Genomic DNA, 20,551 nt, shown 5'->3' on the forward strand with positions numbered 1-20,551 from the left:
TGTCATACGCTTTCTGTTCACCAGCGTGGTGAAAACAGGTAAGAAGCGTTATTTATTTTGAAATAGGAATATTATTGCATTATCCCTCGTCCTTGAAATCTAGCAAGTTTCTGTCCGTAGAGGGGTGGTTCAACAGATATTCCACGTGAACGGTCGTATATCAACATATTGATGGAAGATGTGTTATATATAAACGATTAGCGTGGATGTCTGTTGTTATCATTATCTTATGGACGGGTTTGCTAGGCCTCAAGGACAGATAATGATTCAACAGCATTCACGCTTTTATTGTACCCGGTTGGTTTCATGATCCTTATAAATCCCCAACCCCAATCTCCTGTCCGCCCGGAATACAAAAAGCGCGAATGTTTGTTGAATCAACATCAACAGAGCACTATTTATTCCTTGTTGTATAACAAATTAAAAACAAACACTATGTCACAATGGATTAGCATAGAAGCGGCAGCCGAGAAATACCGACTCGAAAAAGAGTATATCTGGCTCTGGGTGGAAATGAAAAAAATCACAGTGTCTTATGAGAACGATACAGTTTCCATAGATGATGATAGTATTCAGCAATTCATAAAACGGACTAAGCTGGGAATTACGTCTGAATATATCGATGAGTTAGAGCAACTTTGCATGGAAAAAAACAAAACCAGCAGATTGTATGCTTCACTCTTGAATATGCGGGATCAGGAATTAATGGCAATTAGAGGACAAAGTTCGCGACTGGACGGTTTATGGAAAATGGTGGAGGAACAATACGAAAGACTGCGCTCCTTCGAGAAGAATTCTATGTCGGACAATGCTATTTGTAGCAACTGCTGGATCAGAAAGATATGCAGGAGATTGAAACGAATTCTATAATTCTGCTGTGAATTTAATCTATTAAATAACAGGCTGACAATAAAAGTACGATCTTTTTATTGTCAGCCTATTGTCATAGCTTATTGTCAGGGTGCAATGAGTTGCTAGTCACCGTATTATCCAGCCAAAACTCCTGCTGACAATAAGAACCCTCCAATTTATATGTAAACCTAAAACCTATGAAACTTTTCTGTTATTAATTACACGCATGGCCGCAGTATAGTATTCGCAAGGAACAGAAATCAAAATACTGTTTAAACCATTGTCTTTCGTTGACACTTGAATATAAGCTGCATTCAACAAACTCTTTACGCTGGCTACCTCCCAAGGACTACCAGCAAAAACTTTGACTTGAGAAATCTTTCTACTTGTAATCATGATCTTTATAGTGTGTTTTTGTTTTTACTGCGACAAAGATAAGAGAGAAAAGCAACATAGAGGTGCAATATTGTTTCATATATAGTATACAAATGATTCATTGAATCAGGATTTGTATTAATTGACCAGTTTTTTGCGTTAATAAGAGTTGTTTTCCCTCACATCATTCATTTCTTATTTTGCGTATTTGTTATTGTTTCTACAAGGCTATTGATATAAACCTCTATATTATCATAGGCAGTACTTAGATTTCTTCCGTTTGCATCATATTTGTTTGGGTTCAATCCGTTGGCGGTTTCCCATTCGTCAGGCATGCCGTCATTGTCAGAATCGGTAACTTGTGGCAATGATTTTAATGTTGGCCATGCGCTCCAGTTGCTACCAGCTCCGGAAGGCTTTAGGTCTTTCTGACTATCGATAAGTCCGCCCTTAGGATAATTCTGACTTTTCCAATGGATGATACCTTTGTCGCAATGTTCACAAGGACCGTTCGGGCAGGGGGCATCTCCTAATCCGTTGTGTTCGTTCTTTCCGATGAATTGTGCCGTTCCTGTGCGTGTCTCTTCAACGATACGAGTATCTATATCATCTCGTTTGAGACTGCAACCCGCATATTTCAACACCAGTTCGTAAGCTTTTTGTGCCGTGTGGGTAGTTACCGCATCTACTTCTACCGGAGTATCCCGTTTCAGTTCATCGAGAGAGTGACCGGTGTTGTTACGGATACCAGTCCAGTTGTCTTTGTTCACTTTTGCGGCGGATGCTTCTGTCAGTTGGTTTCCTGCCTCGAAGTAATTCCGGCTGATATGATACTGTCCCAATACCCCTTTGATCGGTGCAAAATCTCCATCAGAAGAGCTGATGTCGATAGCCATCACACGGTTGGCCACTTTGGCATCCGTAGCGGGTCCGGGTTTGTAGTAGTTGTCCACAATGTTAATACCCATTGCTGCGCCGCCATAACATCCGTTACCGCTCCAGTTATAAATAACATTATTACGCATATCAGTACGTTCCTGACCTTGATATTTTACTCCGGAACCGAAACGTGGTGTGCGACTGTCATGGTGGGCCATCAGATTATGATGATAGGAAGCGTTGACTCCTCCCCAAATACCGCCATATCCATGAGGGCCTTTGGTATGTCCCGATAAGCGGAGACTTTCTGAAATAATACACCATTGCATAGTAAAGTTAGTATTATCATAGAATGAAGCACATTCGTCAGTGCTCCAACTGATGGAACAATGGTCAATCATGATATTGTTTTTCTGGCGTCCTCCCAGAGCATCTGCACCGTCGGAAGCCGAAGAGCCCAGCAAATCCGTATCTCCCATACGGAAACGCAGGTATCGTAGAATTACATTATCGGCCGATACATTTACTGGAAAGTGAGCCAGGCAGATACCGTCTCCGGGAGCTGTCTGTCCGGCTATCGTGACATCACCGTTCCGAATGTCCAGTGTCGATTTTAGATAAATGGTGCCGGATATACAGAAGACAATTATACGAGGCTCCTTTTGTTCGATGGCATACCGGAGGGTACCCGGTGCTTTGGAGTCTTCCAGGGATCTGACAATATATACCTTTCCACCTCTTCCTCCTGTAGTGTTCATTCCTCCTCCTTCAGCTCCGGGAAAGGCATATGCTGTTTCTTCCACTGGTGGAGATACGGAGGGAGAATCCGGTGGAGTCTCCTGTTCTTTATTATCTTCATTGACTGAAGATGTGGAACAGGAGGAGAACGCTTCTACTTGTGTGGCAAACAGTAGTGCCACGAAAATGAATTTTACCTTGTTGTTTTTCATATCTTACCTGATTTTTTATAAAGTGTGATGATAGTGATACTGATACAAATGTAAGCGGATAGAATTTGATAGACAACTGGTTGCATAGATAGTGCACCAGATTGCACAAAAAGTCCGCAACTTTTGAATGATATTAAAAAAGTCCACGCAAACAAACAAATAGTGAGAAAGTATTCATGTTGTTCCGTATACTTTTGTAACGTGAAATAGTAACTGCTCAAGGCAGGACGACCAAATAATAATGGAATAAGAATCTATCATTAAGAATATAACAAATAATTTATGAAAGCACATTTATTTTCAAAGATGTCCCAAGGACTATTGTTGTTATCAGCTTTGCTGGCAACAAGTTGCAAGGAAAGTAGCAATAACTTTTTTGTTCCCGACCATGAAGCCCCTTCTTTGGTGTCTGTAACTCCTGCAAATGGTGAAACGGCCGAAGAAAACAATACGATTTTGCTTACTTTTAACGAGTATGTGAAAGCGGGAGAAGGGAAGGCGAATTTTAATGGCGAGGAAGTGGAGTTGACTTTCAAAGGTAAAACAGCGTCTTACGCTTATACTGCTTTGGACTATAATCAGGCCTGTCAGTTCAGCCTCCCCAAAGGTGCAGTCATAGACTTTCAGGGAAATGTATTCGAAGGTGTCAGTATTCAGTTTACAATCAGAGAACGTCCTCAACCGGAAGCACGTATATTTGATGCGGTGGTCAGTCCTGACGGAAAAGGAAACTATACCAGTATACAGAAAGCAATAGATAATGTCCCCTCGAAAAGAACAGAACCCTGGCTCATTTTCGTGGCGAACGGAACGTATGAAGAACAAATTATTATTCCTGAAGACAAACCGTATATTCATCTCATCGGACAGGATGTGGATAAGACAATTGTCAAGTTACGAATTAACAGCTCAACCGAAGCCAGTGCGACTGATCCGGATGTGTGGAAGTACTCTTATAAGAACTTAGGAAAAACGGAAGCCGCTATGGTATCAGTGAAAGCTACGGATTTTTACGCAGAGAATATGTCTTTTGTAAACGGATATGGCAAAGAATTACAGAAAGGTCCTATGGCATTGGCAATGTATACCCAGAATGACCGCAACTCATTCAATAATTGCAAATTCCTCTCGTACCAAGACACCTGGCAGACCGGGCCTAAGTCGGATAACGGCAGACTGTATGCACAGAATTGCTGGATTGAAGGAGCCGTTGATTACTTCTATGGAAACGGGAATTGCTTTCTCGAACATTGCACCTTTTATAATATGAGGGATGGCGCAATTATTGTTGCTCCTTCTCATAAAGTAGGAACACGTTGGGGATATGTGTTGAATAATTGCATTGTGGATGGAAATGAATTGGCTGATACAGAAAGTGTCAAGTTGGGGCGTCCCTGGCACAATTCTCCGATAGCTGTATATCTCAATACGATTTTTAATATAAAGATAGCCCCGGAAGGATGGACGGATATGGGAGCTATTCCTCAAATGTTTGCTGAATATAACAGTAAAGATAAGGAGGGGAATACTGTAGATTTAAGCCAGCGTAAAACGCAATATACCTATCAGGATGAACAAGAGAATCCGGTGACAGGCATTTGTCAGGCTGTCCTTACGGCAGGTGAGGCAGCTCGGTATACGTACGAAAACGTTGTTCGTGAGGGCGATAATTGGGACCCGAAGAAATATATGGAACAAATATCCGCACCGGAAAATCTGAAAAGAGAAAACGGCATATTAAGTTGGGATGCTTCGAAATATGCGATTTGTTATTTGGTAATTGCGAACGATGAAACTGTACAAATAACCAAGGAAACGTCTTGTAATGTTGAGGAAGGAAAGACATATCAGGTGAAGGCCGTTAGTGAGTATGGGTCTTTGAGTGAACCTTTAGAAGAGTGATGACAATTAAAACTTTAAAATATGAAAATGATAAGTAAAGTATTCAGTTGTATGTTGGCTTTTTCTTCTCTGTTGGGGAATGTGGAAGGACAAAACATCTATAGAATATGGTATGACAAACCCGCTTCTTATTGGGAAGAAGCGCTCCCGGTTGGTAATGGACGGATTGCAGCAATGGTGTTCGGTAATCCTCAACTGGAACAAATACAGTTGAACGAAGAAACAGTGTCGGCGGGCTCTCCTTACCAGAACTATAATGAAGAAGCAAAAACGGCTTTGCCGGAAATGCGCCGGTTGATTTTTGAAGGAAAGTACGAAGAAGCGCAGAACATGGCGGCAACGAAGATTCTTTCACAAGTGGGGAATGAAATGCCTTACCAGACAGTGGGTCGTCTGAATATCCGTTATCCAGATCACAAAAAAGTAAATAATTACTATCGTGATCTGGATATAAGCAATGCAGTAGCTGTGACTCGCTACGAAGTAGACGGAGTGGAATTTACCGAAGAAACATTTGCATCATTTACCGATCAACTGGTTATCAGGCATATCAAAGCATCCAAACCGGGCACAATCAATTGCGAACTGTTTTTTAATACCCCGATGAGAGATCCGAAACGTAGTATTTATGGAAAGAAAGGTTTGCGGCTGGAAGGTATTACGCATGGCAGCCGTTATTTTTCGGGTAAAGTGCACTATTGTGCCGATTTGGATGTGAAACATAAAGGTGGGAAAGTGATAACTGCCAATGACACGTTGCTTAGCGTTCAAGGAGCCAGTGAACTTACATTGTATATCTCGATGGCGACTAACTTTGTCAACTATAAAGATATATCGGGCGATCCGTATCAACGGAATAAAGCTTATTTGAAAAATGCAGCGAAAGATTATAGTAAAGCGAAAGCCGCTCATATTGCTGCTTATCAGAAACAATTCAATCGTGTAACTTTGGATTTGGGTGAAACTTCCCAAGCCAATAAGTCGATGGATGTACGTATCAAGGAGTTTTCTTCATCCTATGATCCGGCATTGATAGCATTGTATTTCCAGTATGGACGTTACTTATTGATTTCATCTTCACAGCCCGGATGCCAGCCCGCCAACTTGCAGGGCAAATGGAATCATAACCCGGGGCCTCCTTGGAGCTGCAATTATACAACGAATATTAATGCTGAAATGAATTACTGGCCGGCGGAAATCACTAACTTGGCCGAACTTCATAAACCATTCATCCAGATGGTACGTGAATTGAGCGAGAATGGGCGTGAAGCTGCCAGTCGAATGTATGGTTGCCGTGGTTGGGTGTTGCATCATAATACGGATTTGTGGCGTATGACGGGTGCGGTGGACCGTCCTTATTGTGGGACATGGCCTGTGGCTAATGCATGGCTTTGTCAGCATTTATGGGACCGTTATTTGTTTTCCGGTGATAAGAAGTATTTGGAGGAAGTGTATCCGATGATGAAAAGTGCTTCGGAATTCTTTGTCGACTTTCTGGTACGCGACCCGAACACGGGTTATCTGGTTGTCACTCCTTCCAACTCACCCGAGAATTCTCCGCGCTGGATAAAGAAGAAAAGTAATCTTTTTGCAGGAATCACGATGGATAATCAGTTGGTTTTTGATTTATTTTCAAATACATGCGAAGCTGCCAAAGTGCTGAACGCAGATACCGATTTTTGTGATACATTGAAGAATATGCGCCGGCAGTTGCCTCCGATGCAGGTAGGGCAGTACGGACAATTGCAGGAATGGTTTGAAGACTGGGATCATCCTAATGATCGTCACCGGCACATCTCTCATCTTTGGGGACTATATCCCGGTTATCAGATTTCTCCTTATCGTTCTCCGGTACTTTTTGAAGCGGCAAAAAACACATTGATACAACGGGGAGATCCTTCTACCGGTTGGTCAATGGGATGGAAAGTTTGTTTCTGGTCTCGTATGCTTGACGGGGATCATGCTTATCAGTTGATAAAGAATCAGCTGACTTATGTCAGCCCTGAAATACAAAAAGGACAGGGAGGCGGAACGTATCCTAATTTATTCGACGCGCATCCACCTTTCCAGATAGATGGTAACTTCGGTTGCACGGCTGGTATTGCCGAAATGCTGGTGCAAAGTCATGATGGTGCGATTCATCTGTTGCCTTCGTTGCCTTCGGAATGGAAGAGTGGGACAGTGAAAGGGTTGCGTGCCCGGGGAGGTTTTTTGATTGATGAATTGACCTGGAAGGACGGTAAGCTGGTAAAAGCTGTGTTACGTTCGGAAATCGGAGGCAATCTGCGCCTGCGTTCTTACTGGAAATTGGCTGCTGAAGGAGCATCGTTGAAACAGAAGAAGGAAGAAGAAACGAATCCGAACGCATTATTTAAAGTACAGCAAATCTCACGCCCGATGATTAGTGAGAAAGCGCCTTTAAAAGGAGTGGCATTACGTGATACTTATTTGTATGATGTGGATACACGCGAAGGAGAGGTGATTATTGTTACAGTAAAATAAGGCATTCTATATAAAAAGTCCACGCTTTTGCATAAATAATGAGTGGAAAACAGCTGTAAAAGTGTGACTTTTGTAACATAAAAAATGAAACAAATTAATCAAGATAATACTATGGATGTACAAAGACATTTATTTTTGAGAAGATGCTTTGCGTATATATGTTGCTTGCTCTTGTGCTTTATAACGGCGACAACAGTATATGCACAGAAGGTATCTGTGAAAGGAACGGTGGTGGATACCAACGGCGATGCTATTATTGGTGCTAGTGTGAAGGTGTTGAAAAAGTCCTCCGTCGGTACAATTACCGACTTGGATGGAAATTTCACTTTGTCTGTTCCCGAAGATGCAACAAAGTTGGAAATTAGTTTTGTAGGAATGAAATCAGTTGTTGCGACTGTGAAACCAGGAAAACATCTGAAAGTTGTGTTGGAAGAAGACAATCAGACTTTGGACGAAGTGGTAGTGGTAGGATACGGAACCTCACGTCGCGGAGATTTGACCGGTGCGATTTCTTCAGTGAGTGAGAAGGTTTTGAAGGATATTCCGATAACTTCTGCGGCTGCGGCTATTACAGGAAAACTGGCAGGTGTGAATGTAGTGGCTACTGATGGATCGCCCGATGCAACAATCCAGATTACAGTACGTGGCGGTGGTTCTATTACCCAGGACAATTCACCGTTATATATTGTTGACGGTTTTCAGGTGAGTAATATCAATGATATTCCTCCCGGTGATATTCAAAGCATTGATGTTTTGAAAGATGCTTCTTCTACCGCCATCTATGGAGCTAAAGGTGCGAACGGCGTTATTCTTGTTACTACAAAAAGCGGTAAGGCGGGAAAAACAGAAATCTCATTCAATGCTCACTGGGGTGTCAGTAATGTGTATAATCTGACGGGGGTACTTTCACCTTACGAATACTATTGTTATCAGAAAGAACTTGATCCGGGCACCTCTCTGACCAGCAGCATTAATTCGATGTATGGACGTTGGGACGACCGCAATATTTATCGTTCGGTAGAAGGCACGAACTGGCAGGATAAAGTATATGGAAACACCGGATTCAAACAAAGCTATAACGTTGGTATAACAGGAGGAACGGATGCCACATTGCGTTATAATTTGAGTTATACGCGGGATGATGAGAAGTACATTATGCTCAACTCCAATTATGTGAGGGATAACTTGAGTGTGAAGATGGATAAAAAGTTAAGTAATAAATTGAAGTTTGAGTTTTCCAGCCGTCTGACTAGAATGGTGATTGACGGTGCGGGTACCAATGGAGGTAAATTGAGAGATGCCGTTCTTTTCTCGCCAATCAACAGCCTTGCAAGTATAGATGCGGGAGATGCTTTGGGGGGTGAAATTGATTACTCGGATGATGCATTGTTATCATCATTGAATGATCCTGTATATAATACGGTGAATGAGTATAAGAAGCAAAACCAGTTTTCTATGACTTATAATGCCGGATTTAACTGGGAAATTGTTAAAGGATTGACTTATCAGCTGAAAGGTAGTTACGCATACACTTATAATTATACCGATAATGTCTGGTTAAAGAAAACCGGAGAGTCGAGCTCCAATGCCGGTCAGCCCGTAGCCAAACGTACGGATGAGAAAGGTGCACGATGGAACTTGCAGAACATATTGAGTTACCGGTTCTCTCTGAAAAAGAATCACCGCCTTGATCTGATGGCCGGACATGAAATGGTGAGTAATTACAGAAATCAGATGATTGCCTCATCCAAATATTATCCTATGGATTTTACGGCGAGCGAAGTGTTGGCTATGTGGAACTATGGAGAATCCCAACCAACGTATACCACTCTTGGTGAACCTTCCCGTACGGCATCTTACTTCGGTCGTTTAAACTATGCTTTCAAAGACCGGTACATGTTCACTTTTACAGCCCGTGCCGACGGAACGAATGTGTTCGCTCCTGAAAACCGTTGGGGATTTTTCCCGGGTATGGCATTGGCATGGCGCATTTCCCAGGAAAAATTTATGAAGCAGACGGAAGACTGGCTGGATAATCTGAAACTTCGTGTGAGTTACGGGTCAGTTGGTAATGCGCGTGTCAATTCATACTGGAGACAGGATTATAAAATGGAATCTTCTGCCAATAGGCAATATTATCTAAATGAAACAGTACAGAGTGCCCTGAAATTGCAGAACACCTTGCGGAACGAGAATCTGACTTGGGAGACGAAGTTATCCTCTAATGTGGGAATAGATGCCAGCCTCTTTAATAGCCGTTTGAATGTGACGGTTGACTTCTATAATGATATAACGAAAGATTTAATCTTACGCATGGATCTTCCTTCAAATTCAGGATATGAATATCAGTATCAGAATGTAGGCCGCAGCACGAACAGGGGAGTTGAACTTACGCTTAGCGGAACGATTATCAATAGTAAAGATTTCTATCTGGGCGCTAACTTCAATATATCATTCAATAAAAATATAGTGAATAAACTGGATGGAACGGCAACTGTATTGAGTGCGCAATCCAACTGGCGACCGGATATCGGCTCTGATGATTTTCGTGCTATTGTAGGTCAGGCGGTAGGACAGATTTATGGATTCGAAGTAGAGGGCTTTTATTCTGTAGACGACTTTACGTTTGATGAGAATACGAAAAAATGGATACTGAATAAAGGGGTAGTAGACGACAGGGCTTTGTTCTCTAACGACTTGCCTAACTTTGGTCCGGGCTTTATCAAACTGAAAGATCAGAATAATGACGGTGTGATTGACGCGGATAATGACCGTAAAGTGATCGGTAGTGTACAGCCAAAGCATATTGGCGGATTCGGGCTGAATGCTGCATGGAGAGGGTTTGACCTGGCAGCTATGTTCAATTGGTCGTATGGTAATAAAGTATATAATGCCAATAAGATTATGGCATCCACTCATACGAATCGTAGATATAATAATATCAGGGATTTTATGAGCCTGGAAAACCGTTGGTCGATTATTGATCCGGAAACGGGTGCCAATGTAATGTATGGTAATGATGCTAATCCGGAGCGCTTTGTTGAAATCAATTCCAAAGCCTCTATCTGGATGCCTATGATGGGGCGTACGCTTGTGACGGACTGGGCGATTGAAGATGGTTCTTTTTTGCGTTGTAGTAACCTGACGTTAGGGTATACGCTTCCGGTTACTGTGACTCGTAAGCTAGGAGTCAAGAATCTGCGCGTGTATGCTACGGCCAATAACCTATTTTGCTGGACAGCTTATTCCGGACAGGATCCTGAAGTGAGCACACAACGTTCTACCCCTTTGACTCCGGGTGTGGATTATTCTGCATATCCGAAAGCACATTCTTATGTATTTGGTCTTAATGTTACTTTTTAATACTTGAAAAATGAAAATACAGAAACTATTTTTAGCGGTTTTATCCTCCTCTGTGTTATGCACTTCGTGTATGGATAATTTTTTGGATACGGAAAGTCCTTCTATTCCAAGTGATGAGAATCTGTTTAAATCGACAGCTCTGACGGAAGCAGCCCTGATGGGTGTGTATGCGACAATGACGGACACCTATATATATGGTCAGAAACTGTGTGTCAACTGGCAGGGAGCTTCTGACGTGGAGGTTGGCTCGGGTGCGTTTTCTACGGAAAACTATAATTCGACACTTCGTGATGAAGGTGCTGGCAATTTTTATGACGATAATTATAACCGGAATACCAGATGGGACAAACTTTATTATCTGGCAGAATCCGCCACTACTATCGTAGATGGTATACGTCGGTCCCCGTTGATGCAATCTACTTCGGACAAGGCTGCCATGCGTAGATATTTAGGAGAGGCATTAGCACTAAAAGCGTTAGGCTATTTTGAACTGATCCGTTATTGGGGAGATGTGCCATATAAAGAGCATGCGTCTGAAAGCGGATTGGGAAATGTCTATATAGGAAAAGTGGATCGTGATATTGTTTATAATTATATCATAGAGGATTTGAAAGAGGCAATTGAATATCTGCCTTGGATGGGAGAAGAATCATATACGGTAGAACGCATGAATAAAGGTTTTGCCAAAGGACTGCTGGCAAAAGTAGCGCTATTTGCCGGAGGATGGTCTGTACGGGATGGAAATCAGTTTCCGGACTTGGATGTGGAACATCATCCGACCATTCCGGAAATGAACGGATATTTCGTCGGTCGCCCTAAGAATTGGAAAGATTATTATGAGCTGGCTGCCAAACAGTGTGCGGAGATTTTGGGAGCGACTGATAATCCTCATGAGCTTGATCCCAGTTATGAGAATATTTGGTCTACTGTCAATCATCTGGAATACAACAAGTATAATGAAAACCTGTTTGAAGTCGCTTTTGGTGAAGGACAGAATGGAGATGTGGGGGCCACGATGGGATACAACCTGAACAGAGGGGTTTTTAATACCACCCAAGGTATGGGAGGGGCAGGATATGCGGCTACTACTGCTTACTATTTTTATTCATTTGATCCGGCAGACACCCGTCGGGATGTTACTTGTGTTTTCCAGGAATATATCAATGAGAATGGAAAAAATAAGGAAGTTATTCGCTGTAACCCATTAGGAGTGGCTTGTGGTAAATGGCGTTGGTATTGGATGACTGATAATTATATGAAAGTCCGTTTCCCGAAAGCTAATTCACGTATTGCTACTGGTATCAACTGGATTTTGATGCGATATTCAGATATTTACCTGATGTTTGCGGAGGCTCAAAATGTATTGACAGGGCCGGATGCAGTTAGTCCGATTGCCGGTATGTCTCCCCGACAGGCTTTGGAAAAGGTTCGTGAAAGAGCATTTGGTACTGGTGCTCCCGAAATCACGCAGTATGACGCGGATTTCTTCACGGCTATTGTCAATGAACGGGCATGGGAGTTTGGTTGTGAATCTATTCGTCGTCAGGATTTGACACGTTGGGGATTGTTGGCGGAGAAAATAGAAGAGATGAAAATAGGTCTTTGTATGTTGTATGACTACAAGCCGGTGACTATTTTCGGGAAGACTTATCAAGTGGATGAAATACCGAGAAAAATCTATTATAAATATGAAGACTCTGATAATCCGGAATACATTGATATGTCGTCCGTTAATTTCAATGAGGACATGGGAACCGGTACTGCTTCTGCATCAAAAGGACAGTATGAGTGCAACTGGATCAGCATGCAGGTGACATTGAATAAGGATGGTGATATAAATGCAACCCTGAATACTAATTATGTGAAAACAATGGCTAGAATATTGGTTTGCGGTACAGGGCTGAATGCGTCTTACGACTATTCGAATTTGTTTGGCAGGCTGAACTGGGGCGGTGAAGCCGAAGCGGAGTTCCGTAAATATTCTGTTGGTAATGGAGTGTGTAATTATCGCCATGTATTCGCTATTTATTATGAGGATGTCAATAAGACGCAAGGGTATGTTTCTAATTCGTATGGTTATAAATAATTAATGGCAGGAAAAAATGAAAAGACTAGTTAATAGATTATCCGGAGCATGCCTGTATGTACTATTGGCTTTGATAGTGGGTATGTCTTCCTGTGAGGACGATGCCAATGACTGGACAGTTAATAAGAACTATGATGCTTTGTTCCGTCCGTTGACGTTCGATAAGTCGGCTACCGATGCGACTTCGGTTACATTAAGATATTCGCAGATTGTGAATGCAAAAGTCTATATTTTTGAGTTTTATACGGACAGCTTGGAGTTTAATGCGGAAAATTATGTAAGGACAGATACGATTCTGAAAGATACATTGACTGTATTTTCAGAGAGTAATACGCCTATGAGGGTGGAATATCGTACTTTGTTTCAGGAGTTCAACGGTTCTACGCAATATTCTGTTCGTATGAAAGGAGAAGATGCGCAGGGAAAGGCAAGCACTTATGTCAGTGTAGCATTTAAAACTCCGGATGAGCAATTATTTACCGGAGTGGAAGTTACAGCTAATTCCGCAACCTTGATATGGGAAGAAACGAACAGAGTAACTCATCTGACGTTGGCTCAAATGGTGGATACGAAATATGGTGAGGAAAAACAGATTGATTTGACTTCGGAAGATATAGCGGCTTGTTCGAAAACACTCTCCGAATTGGAGAATGGAGCGACCTATCGTGTTCGGATTTATAATAATGATGCATTACGTGGTTCGTATGTATTCAAAACACTTGGATTGGGTGGTAGCGAAATCCTTTTTGTGGAGGCTACGGAAACCGGAGTCATTGATTTAAGTACATTGTTATCTAATTTTGTGAAAGAGAAAGAATGTAGCAATGTAACTGTCCAACTTACTCCGGGGGCGGTGTATAAGGTAAGTGAACTAAAGATTCCGGGATTGGATAATATTTTGTTTACCAGTACGGAAGCTAATGAAAATAATCGTTCACAGCTTATTGTGACTAATAAAATATCATTGGCTTCTCCGATACAGTCTCTGTCATTCGAGTTTGTTTGCCTGAATGGAAATGGCGAGGCCAGTTATATGACGGATTGGAAAAATAGTTCTTATGCCCAGTCTATTTCATTCACAGGCTGTGCTATACAGAACATAAAACGTACGCTTGTACGTATTAGCGATGGAAGTGGTGTGTTCATGACGGATATTACGATTGATAACTGTGTCATATCCGAAGTTGGTACGGACGGATATGGAATGATTAATTTCGGAAAAAATATCGATCAGTTGGAAAAGGTTTCTATAACGAATAGTACATTGATTAATATTGGTGACCAGTTGATGGACGTGAAAGGGGGAATCGGTGATGTGATATTGGAAAATTGTACTTTCTATAATTCTATGGATGCTAAGAAGGAATTGCCTAAGGTTTTCCGTTTCGATAATGCGGCAAGTACTCCGCCTTCTCCGAAATCTGCTACAATGCGGAATTTGATTTTCTCCGGTCCGAACAAAGGAAAGAAAATGAATAGTGGAAATGGTGCTTATGACATTTTGAACTTCTCTGATAATTGTTATATCACTTCCGACCTGCAGGAAGGCAATAACAGGTTTGAAGAAATAACGAGAATAAAACAAAGCTCGGATGACTTGTTCGTTGATCCATTAAACGGTGATTTCCATATTAAACCGGGAGCCGGGTTTGCCGGAACGGGTAATGCTGGTGATCCACGTTGGTATTAATTGATCCTATAATTGTTAGGTATAAAGAATATCATGAAGAATATTGTATTATCAATTTTATTGATGAGTGCCTGTGCAATGATTTATGCACAGGCGGGCTCATCGCCTTATCAGGCTATTGTAGCTGTTGATGGTAGTGGAGATTATAAAACGGTTCAGGAAGCAATCAATGCTGTTCCTGACGGACAGACGAAACCTTGGTTGATTCTGATAAAGAATGGCTTGTATAATGAGCAGGTGATTATCCCTAAGAATAAGCCATACGTACATTTAATAGGCCAGGATAAGGATAAGACCATTATTCATTTAAACTTGAATGTTGGTAGTAAACTGACCGGTAAAGAAATAGGTGGAAAAACAGCTTATTGGGAACACTCGGTTCATAATCCTTCCTCTCCAGTTTATAAATACGAGGGATCGGTAGTGGTGGTAAAAGGAGACCACTTTTATACGGAAAACATTTCGTATGTGAATGACTGGGGAGTTTTATCAGATAATGGTCCGCAGGCTTTGGCTATGAATAGTCAGGCAGATTGTGCTTCCTTTTATAATTGTAAGTTCCGTTCTTTTCAAGATACTTGGATGACTGCCAATAATGATGTCAGTCGGCACTATGTGAAAGATTGCTGGATAGAAGGCGCGGTAGACTATTTTTATGGTAGTGGTGATGTGTTGCTGGAAAACTGTACGCTTTATAATGTACGGAGTGGAGCAGTAATAGTGGCTCCTTCCCATAAAAATGCCAAATATGGTTATGCTTTTCGTAATTGCACTATAGATGGAAACAGTGAAGCGGCTGACGGACGTTTGAAGTTGGGGCGTCCATGGCATAATAATTCGAAGACGGTGTATATCAATACCATCATGCTTATCCCTGTCGCTGATGAAGGATGGACGAATATGGGAACGGTTCCCGGGATTTTTGCCGAATACAATAGTCGTGATGCACAGGGTAATGTGTTGGATTTAAGTAAACGCAAAACGGAATATCAATATAAAGACCGCCAAACCGGTAAGGAAGTATCGGGTACCTGTCAGGCAACTATAACGAAAGAGGAGGCGGACAAATATACGTACGAAAATATGATTCCGGGTAATGATGGCTGGAATCCGCGTATTATGATGGAGAAATTAGGAAGTCCGCGCAGTCTGGTTTATCAGCATGGCACTCTTAAATGGAACCCTGTGAAGAATGCGATCGGATATATTGTATATGATGGAGAACAGATTCTCGGGACGACTACTGATACCTCTTTTCCGGTGTCGAAAGTGAATTATGCTTTGAAGGTATCTGCCGTGAATCAATATGGAACGCAAGGTAAAAAAGGTGTATTGTAATTGAATATAGAAAACTGGTAAGGAAAGGGGAGGTGCTTATGAGGCATCTCCCTTTCTTTCTTTATATTCTGTAGGAGTGACTCCCATGATTTTTTTGAAGCGCCTGCTAAAGTACTTCGGGTCATTGAAACCGGTCATATAAGCAATTTGGGAGAAACTGTATTCACTTTTTTCAATTAGCTGGGCGGCTCGTTTGATGCGCATTTCACATACGAAATCTACCGGAGTCAGCCCAACAATAGATTTTAATTTTCGGTAGAATACCGTACGGCTTAACATTAGTTTGTTGGCGAAGTCGTCGATGGTGATATCTGTATTGTCCATTTGTTCCTCCATAAACGCCATTACTTGTTGCATGAATTGTTCATCGTATGGAGTCACTTGAGGTTGTGAAGGCTCCCACCCATTTATATGATCTTCTTCTTGAGTATGCTCTGACAGTTTCGATAAATATAGCTCTTGTAACTGTTTACGTTGACGGAGCAGCGACAAAATTCTGGTTTTTAAGTACGTAGAGCTGAATGGTTTGGTGATGTAGTCATCGATGCCTTGTTCCAGTCCTGCTATCCGATCATCTAAAGAAGATTTTGCTGATAGTAATATAATAGGAATATGGCAGGTGTTATGATCGGCTTTGATTGCTTTCACCATGTCTAATCCATCCATGACCGGCATCATGACATCACTGATTATCAGATCCGGAATGTACTGCTGTGCATATTTTAATCCTTCTTTTCCATTTGCTGCTTCGAGAACAGTGTAAGTCTCTGACAGGATATTCCATAGGAAATGACGTAATTCATTGTTGTCTTCGACAATAAGAATGGAAGTTTTTTCATCCTCTGTGTCGGTTTTATTTTCATTCTCTGCGTATGCTGCCTTGAAGGATGTATTATCCGAATCTTCTTCAGTAGCTTGTATCGTCGGTGAATTATTGTCACTGTCGGATAAAATAAATTCGGCTTGTTGATCGTCTGCAAATGCTTTTTCTTCCTTAGGAAGTGTGACAATGAATTCACTTCCACTTCCCGGCTCGCTTTTCACTTGGATATTTCCGTGATGTAATTCTATTAATTCGCGTACCAGTGAAAGCCCAATGCCGGATGAGGGCTGCAAGATATTGTATTGTGCCAGTGTTTCAAATCGATAAAATAGGGATTGTTGCTTTTCGGGAGCAATGCCAATGCCTTCATCGGATACGGAGATGGTGACTTGCTCCGAACCTGTTATCATATTTACCGTTACTTTCTTCCCGTTCGGTGTATATTTGAAGGCATTTGAAAGTAGATTGAAGAATATCTTTTCAAATTTGTCACGGTCTACCCATGCGTATATTTTGTCTGTATTAGTTTGAAGTTGGAAATCAATTCTCTTTTCTTTTGCTATAAGGTGGAAGCTTTCCATTATCTTCTGTAATTGGGAAACGAGTTCTGTCTTTTCTACCAACACTTTCATCTTCTTATTTTGGATTTTGCGGAAATCCAGTAGTTGATTAACCAGACGAAGCATACGTTCTGTGTTTTTATGTACCAAATTTAGATGTTCCCGAACTGTCGGAGAGATTGCTTCATGCGCTAGAATTTCTGATACAGGGCTGGATATTAAAGTTAAAGGAGTGCGTAATTCATGTGAAATATCAGTGAAGAAGCGTAATTTGATATTGGATAAATGTTGTTCCAAGTCAACCTGATGCCGCAAACGGTAGATATAGAACAGAATGTATACAATGATAGTAGTGAATAACACGAACATGACAATATAGAATAACCATGCCCAGTATGTTTCCCAAAAAGTGGGTAAAACATGAATGGGGAGAGTGCGTATATTATCGGTCCATACTCCGTCGCTATTGCTGGAACGGATTTGCAGTTGATATTCTCCGGCAGGTAAATTTATGTATGTTGCAGAGCGGTTATTACCGGCTTCGTTCCATTCTTCTTCCAGGCCTTGCAGACGATAGGCGTATTCGATGGCATCGGGATTTACATAATCAATGGCTGCAAATTGAAAGGTGACATTACGTTCCGAAGGATTTAGTTCCAGTTCTTTTATGTCATCAAGCGCTACATGAAGTTGACTTCCTTGTATTTTGAGTCCGGTAAATACAATAGGAGGTACATAAGAACTTTTTTTCATTTGTTCTGTGTTGATTTCAAGTATCCCTTGATTGGTTCCGAGAACGATTTTCTTTTGACTGGTTAGTGTGGGAACTGCTTCAGTGAGGTTCAGTTCTCTCTGAAAGTAATTACTTCCATAATTCTCAAATGTTCCTTGTTGTGGATTGAATTTGGATATGGAGTTTTCGGAGATTACCCATAATTGTTTTTGAGTATCTTCGAGCATTGAAAGTACCAAATCGGAAGCTAATCCGTCTTTGATTGTATAACTTTTGAATTGTATATCTTCCGTGAGCAGATTTTTAGAGATAACCTGGCTGATTCCTCCGGTGAATGTTATTACATAAGTGTTTTTTCGACTGTCAGTAAATATTTGCATGACATCATTACTGCTAAGGCTGGAATCTACGTTAGGGATACGGTTGCTATGATAGAACTTAATTTCTTCTGGCTGATCGAACTTATTGGAGAATGTAAGTAAACCATTGGTTGTGCCAATCAATAACACTCCGTTGGGGGCTTCTGCGATATGTCTTATTTTGAGTGAAGTAGAAACAGGATAGTTTTTCAGCCGGTTGCCGCTATGAATAAAGTTGGTAGAACCATCAGGTACGTGTGATAATAGGTTGAGACCACCTCCATAACATGCGATCCATATATTGTCATGGCTATCCTGAATAATACTATAGACACTATTGTTACTTAAACTGTATGTATCTTGTGGCTGATGGACGAATTGTTGTAAAAGATAAGAGTGTTCGTTTTTCTTCTTTAGAAGGATGAGGCCGTCTTTTTTGGTTCCCATCCATATATTTCCTTGTTTATCTTCCATAAAACAGTACACACTTTTTCCGAAAGTAACCTCTTGAGGGGTGATTATACCCTGTGGAGAAAGGTAGCCTTCTAATGTCCCATCCGGACGGTAAATTCTGACGTTTCCCTTTTTGGAAGCAACCCAGAGACGTTTCTGTTTGTCGGCAAGAAAAGCACGTATTTCCAATCCATTGTCTATGGGGCGTATTTTGTATTTATTGGGATAGAAAGATATTTTGTCTACGCCCCGGTCATTGGTAATCCATACATTCTGTTGCCGGTCGGTATAATAATAACGAATAGAGGGGGCAAATAGGGAAGCGGGATTGTTTTCATCTGCAAAGTATAGTTTCAGTTGATTACTGTCGCGATCATAATAGCACAAATGCCCTTTTTGAGGACTCATCCATAGTGTACCTTCATGGTCTTCAAAGATCATGTATCGGTTGTCGCGTTCATATTGGATCAGGTTTTGTATAGGAGCTGTGAAGTGCTGTTTATCTCCTGTTTGCAGATTTAGCTTTATCACACCGGAGGTATTGGCAAAGATCCAGACTTCTCCGGTTTTGTCCTGATAAAAAAAATGAGCTTCATTGGATGGCTGGGTGGCTGTCTGTATATTAAAATGCTGGAATTTTTTCTTTTCTGTATCGTATGTTATAAATCCGTTGTCAGTTCCTAAGCCGATCCTGTCATTAGAAGGGGAAATGGAAGATATGGAATAGATATCTGTGACAGAACATGGTAGTTCCTGGAATTTTATATTTCCGTTCTTGGGATCATATATTGCGATTTTTCCGGAAGTTGAGATAAGATATATTTTCTTATTATATTCTTTTACCATTTTAAACGGATAATCGCTGTTGATTCGTTTTTTTCCGATGATGGTTACTCCCTTATCTGTCATGATCCATTCGTCCCCGTCGGAATCTTCGTAAATGTCGAATATCTTGTTTCCTTTTAAATTTTGGTTAAAGCTGCTGTATAATATGATATCTTTTCCTTCTTTGCAGGTTTGCTCATTGATTCTGAAAGCATAACCTTGTTCACAGGTGATCCACGTAATTCCTTTATTTAAGGTATAGATATTGCTGACTATGTTGGTTTGTTGCAGGGATGATTCAATAGGAAGGAGTATGTCAATAAACTTCTCTGTCTGAATATCAAATAGATATGCACGGTTATCATAAGATTTGCACCATATATCTCCGTCTTTGCTTTCTGTAATATAAGAGAAACGGTTAGTCGTTAAAGTACAGCCGTCTCCCGGAAATGCTTTGTAATTTTTAAATGTGTATCCGTCGAATTTGTTTAGTCCATTCCAGGTGGCGAACCAAAGAAATCCTTTTTTGTCTTGCATTATATTCACTACTACTCCTTGCGAAAGACCATTATTGACAGAGAAGTGTTTAATCTGGCAAAGAGGTTGAGCTGCTATAGTCAGACTGGTGTATAAGCATAAAAGGAAAACATAGAGTGTCTTCATGATATTATAAATTATGTGTAGAGCAAAAATAAATAAAACTGGATTAAAAAGGAAATTTAAAATAGTGATTGAACATAAAATGCACGCTTTTGCATATTTAATCCACCTGTCTATCCTCTATCAAGCACAATTATTACCCTATAAAGAGAGAAGATACCTCGTACTTTTGTTTTGACAATTAGAACTAGTAAAATTTTA

The 20,551-nt window shown here is 41.0% G+C and carries 10 protein-coding genes; 7 read left to right on the forward strand and 3 right to left on the reverse strand.

Going from position 1 to position 20,551, the window contains the following annotated elements; translation table 11 throughout:
- Positions 1–435 precede the first annotated feature (435 nt).
- Positions 436–870: a hypothetical protein gene (locus KFO40_RS12320; RefSeq protein WP_004305010.1), complete on the forward strand. Its 435-nt coding sequence runs from the start codon at positions 436–438 to the stop codon at positions 868–870.
- 177 nt (positions 871–1,047) lie between these two features.
- Here the strand turns inward: KFO40_RS12320 and KFO40_RS12325 are convergent, their stop codons facing one another.
- Together KFO40_RS12325 and KFO40_RS12330 are read right to left on the reverse strand one after the other, a co-directional pair.
- Complete coding sequence (locus KFO40_RS12325) at positions 1,048–1,248, reverse strand: DUF2007-related protein (protein WP_004299812.1); 201 nt, start codon at positions 1,246–1,248, stop codon at positions 1,048–1,050.
- A gap of 167 nt (positions 1,249–1,415) precedes the next feature.
- Positions 1,416–3,056: a pectate lyase gene (locus tag KFO40_RS12330; RefSeq protein ID WP_049701770.1), complete on the reverse strand. Its 1,641-nt coding sequence runs from the start codon at positions 3,054–3,056 to the stop codon at positions 1,416–1,418.
- Between the two features lie 282 nt (positions 3,057–3,338).
- On the opposite strand from KFO40_RS12330, the gene KFO40_RS12335 reads away from it, so the two are divergent.
- From KFO40_RS12335 to KFO40_RS12360, 6 genes are all read left to right on the forward strand, one after another.
- Positions 3,339–4,958: a pectinesterase family protein gene (locus KFO40_RS12335; protein ID WP_087316986.1), complete on the forward strand. Its 1,620-nt coding sequence runs from the start codon at positions 3,339–3,341 to the stop codon at positions 4,956–4,958.
- A gap of 21 nt (positions 4,959–4,979) precedes the next feature.
- Positions 4,980–7,460, forward strand: a complete 2,481-nt coding sequence (locus KFO40_RS12340; protein WP_008649662.1) for a glycosyl hydrolase family 95 catalytic domain-containing protein — start codon at positions 4,980–4,982, stop codon at positions 7,458–7,460.
- Between the two features lie 111 nt (positions 7,461–7,571).
- Positions 7,572–10,823: a SusC/RagA family TonB-linked outer membrane protein gene (locus KFO40_RS12345; RefSeq protein ID WP_050428289.1), complete on the forward strand. Its 3,252-nt coding sequence runs from the start codon at positions 7,572–7,574 to the stop codon at positions 10,821–10,823.
- 10 nt (positions 10,824–10,833) lie between these two features.
- The gene (locus tag KFO40_RS12350; RefSeq protein ID WP_004322178.1) at positions 10,834–12,909 is read left to right on the forward strand and encodes a RagB/SusD family nutrient uptake outer membrane protein; all 2,076 of its coding nucleotides are present in this window, start codon (positions 10,834–10,836) and stop codon (positions 12,907–12,909) included.
- Positions 12,910–12,925: 16 nt separating this feature from the next.
- On the forward strand, positions 12,926–14,599 hold the full coding sequence (locus KFO40_RS12355; protein ID WP_117683209.1) for a DUF5123 domain-containing protein: 1,674 nt from the start codon (positions 12,926–12,928) through the stop codon (positions 14,597–14,599).
- Between the two features lie 33 nt (positions 14,600–14,632).
- A complete protein-coding gene (locus tag KFO40_RS12360) occupies positions 14,633–15,937 on the forward strand; it encodes a pectinesterase family protein (protein WP_008649665.1) in 1,305 nt (434 codons plus the stop codon).
- 36 nt (positions 15,938–15,973) lie between these two features.
- On the opposite strand, the gene KFO40_RS12365 is transcribed toward KFO40_RS12360, so the two are convergent.
- Positions 15,974–20,353 carry a two-component regulator propeller domain-containing protein gene (locus KFO40_RS12365; protein WP_120144482.1) on the reverse strand — a complete coding sequence of 1,460 codons (4,380 nt, stop codon included), beginning with the start codon at positions 20,351–20,353 and terminating at the stop codon, positions 15,974–15,976.
- Between the last annotated feature and the right edge of the window lie 198 nt (positions 20,354–20,551).

Source organism: Bacteroides sp. 1001302B_160321_D4 (assembly GCF_015667765.1).
Taxonomy (GTDB): domain Bacteria; phylum Bacteroidota; class Bacteroidia; order Bacteroidales; family Bacteroidaceae; genus Bacteroides; species Bacteroides xylanisolvens.

Coding starts and splice junctions, on each gene's coding strand:
- KFO40_RS12320 (WP_004305010.1), top strand. CDS start 436: ATGTCACAATGGATTAGCATAGAAGCGGCAGCCGAGAAATACCGACTC.
- KFO40_RS12325 (WP_004299812.1), bottom strand. CDS start 1,248: ATGATTACAAGTAGAAAGATTTCTCAAGTCAAAGTTTTTGCTGGTAGT.
- KFO40_RS12330 (WP_049701770.1), bottom strand. CDS start 3,056: ATGAAAAACAACAAGGTAAAATTCATTTTCGTGGCACTACTGTTTGCC.
- KFO40_RS12335 (WP_087316986.1), top strand. CDS start 3,339: ATGAAAGCACATTTATTTTCAAAGATGTCCCAAGGACTATTGTTGTTA.
- KFO40_RS12340 (WP_008649662.1), top strand. CDS start 4,980: ATGAAAATGATAAGTAAAGTATTCAGTTGTATGTTGGCTTTTTCTTCT.
- KFO40_RS12345 (WP_050428289.1), top strand. CDS start 7,572: ATGGATGTACAAAGACATTTATTTTTGAGAAGATGCTTTGCGTATATA.
- KFO40_RS12350 (WP_004322178.1), top strand. CDS start 10,834: ATGAAAATACAGAAACTATTTTTAGCGGTTTTATCCTCCTCTGTGTTA.
- KFO40_RS12355 (WP_117683209.1), top strand. CDS start 12,926: ATGAAAAGACTAGTTAATAGATTATCCGGAGCATGCCTGTATGTACTA.
- KFO40_RS12360 (WP_008649665.1), top strand. CDS start 14,633: ATGAAGAATATTGTATTATCAATTTTATTGATGAGTGCCTGTGCAATG.
- KFO40_RS12365 (WP_120144482.1), bottom strand. CDS start 20,353: ATGAAGACACTCTATGTTTTCCTTTTATGCTTATACACCAGTCTGACT.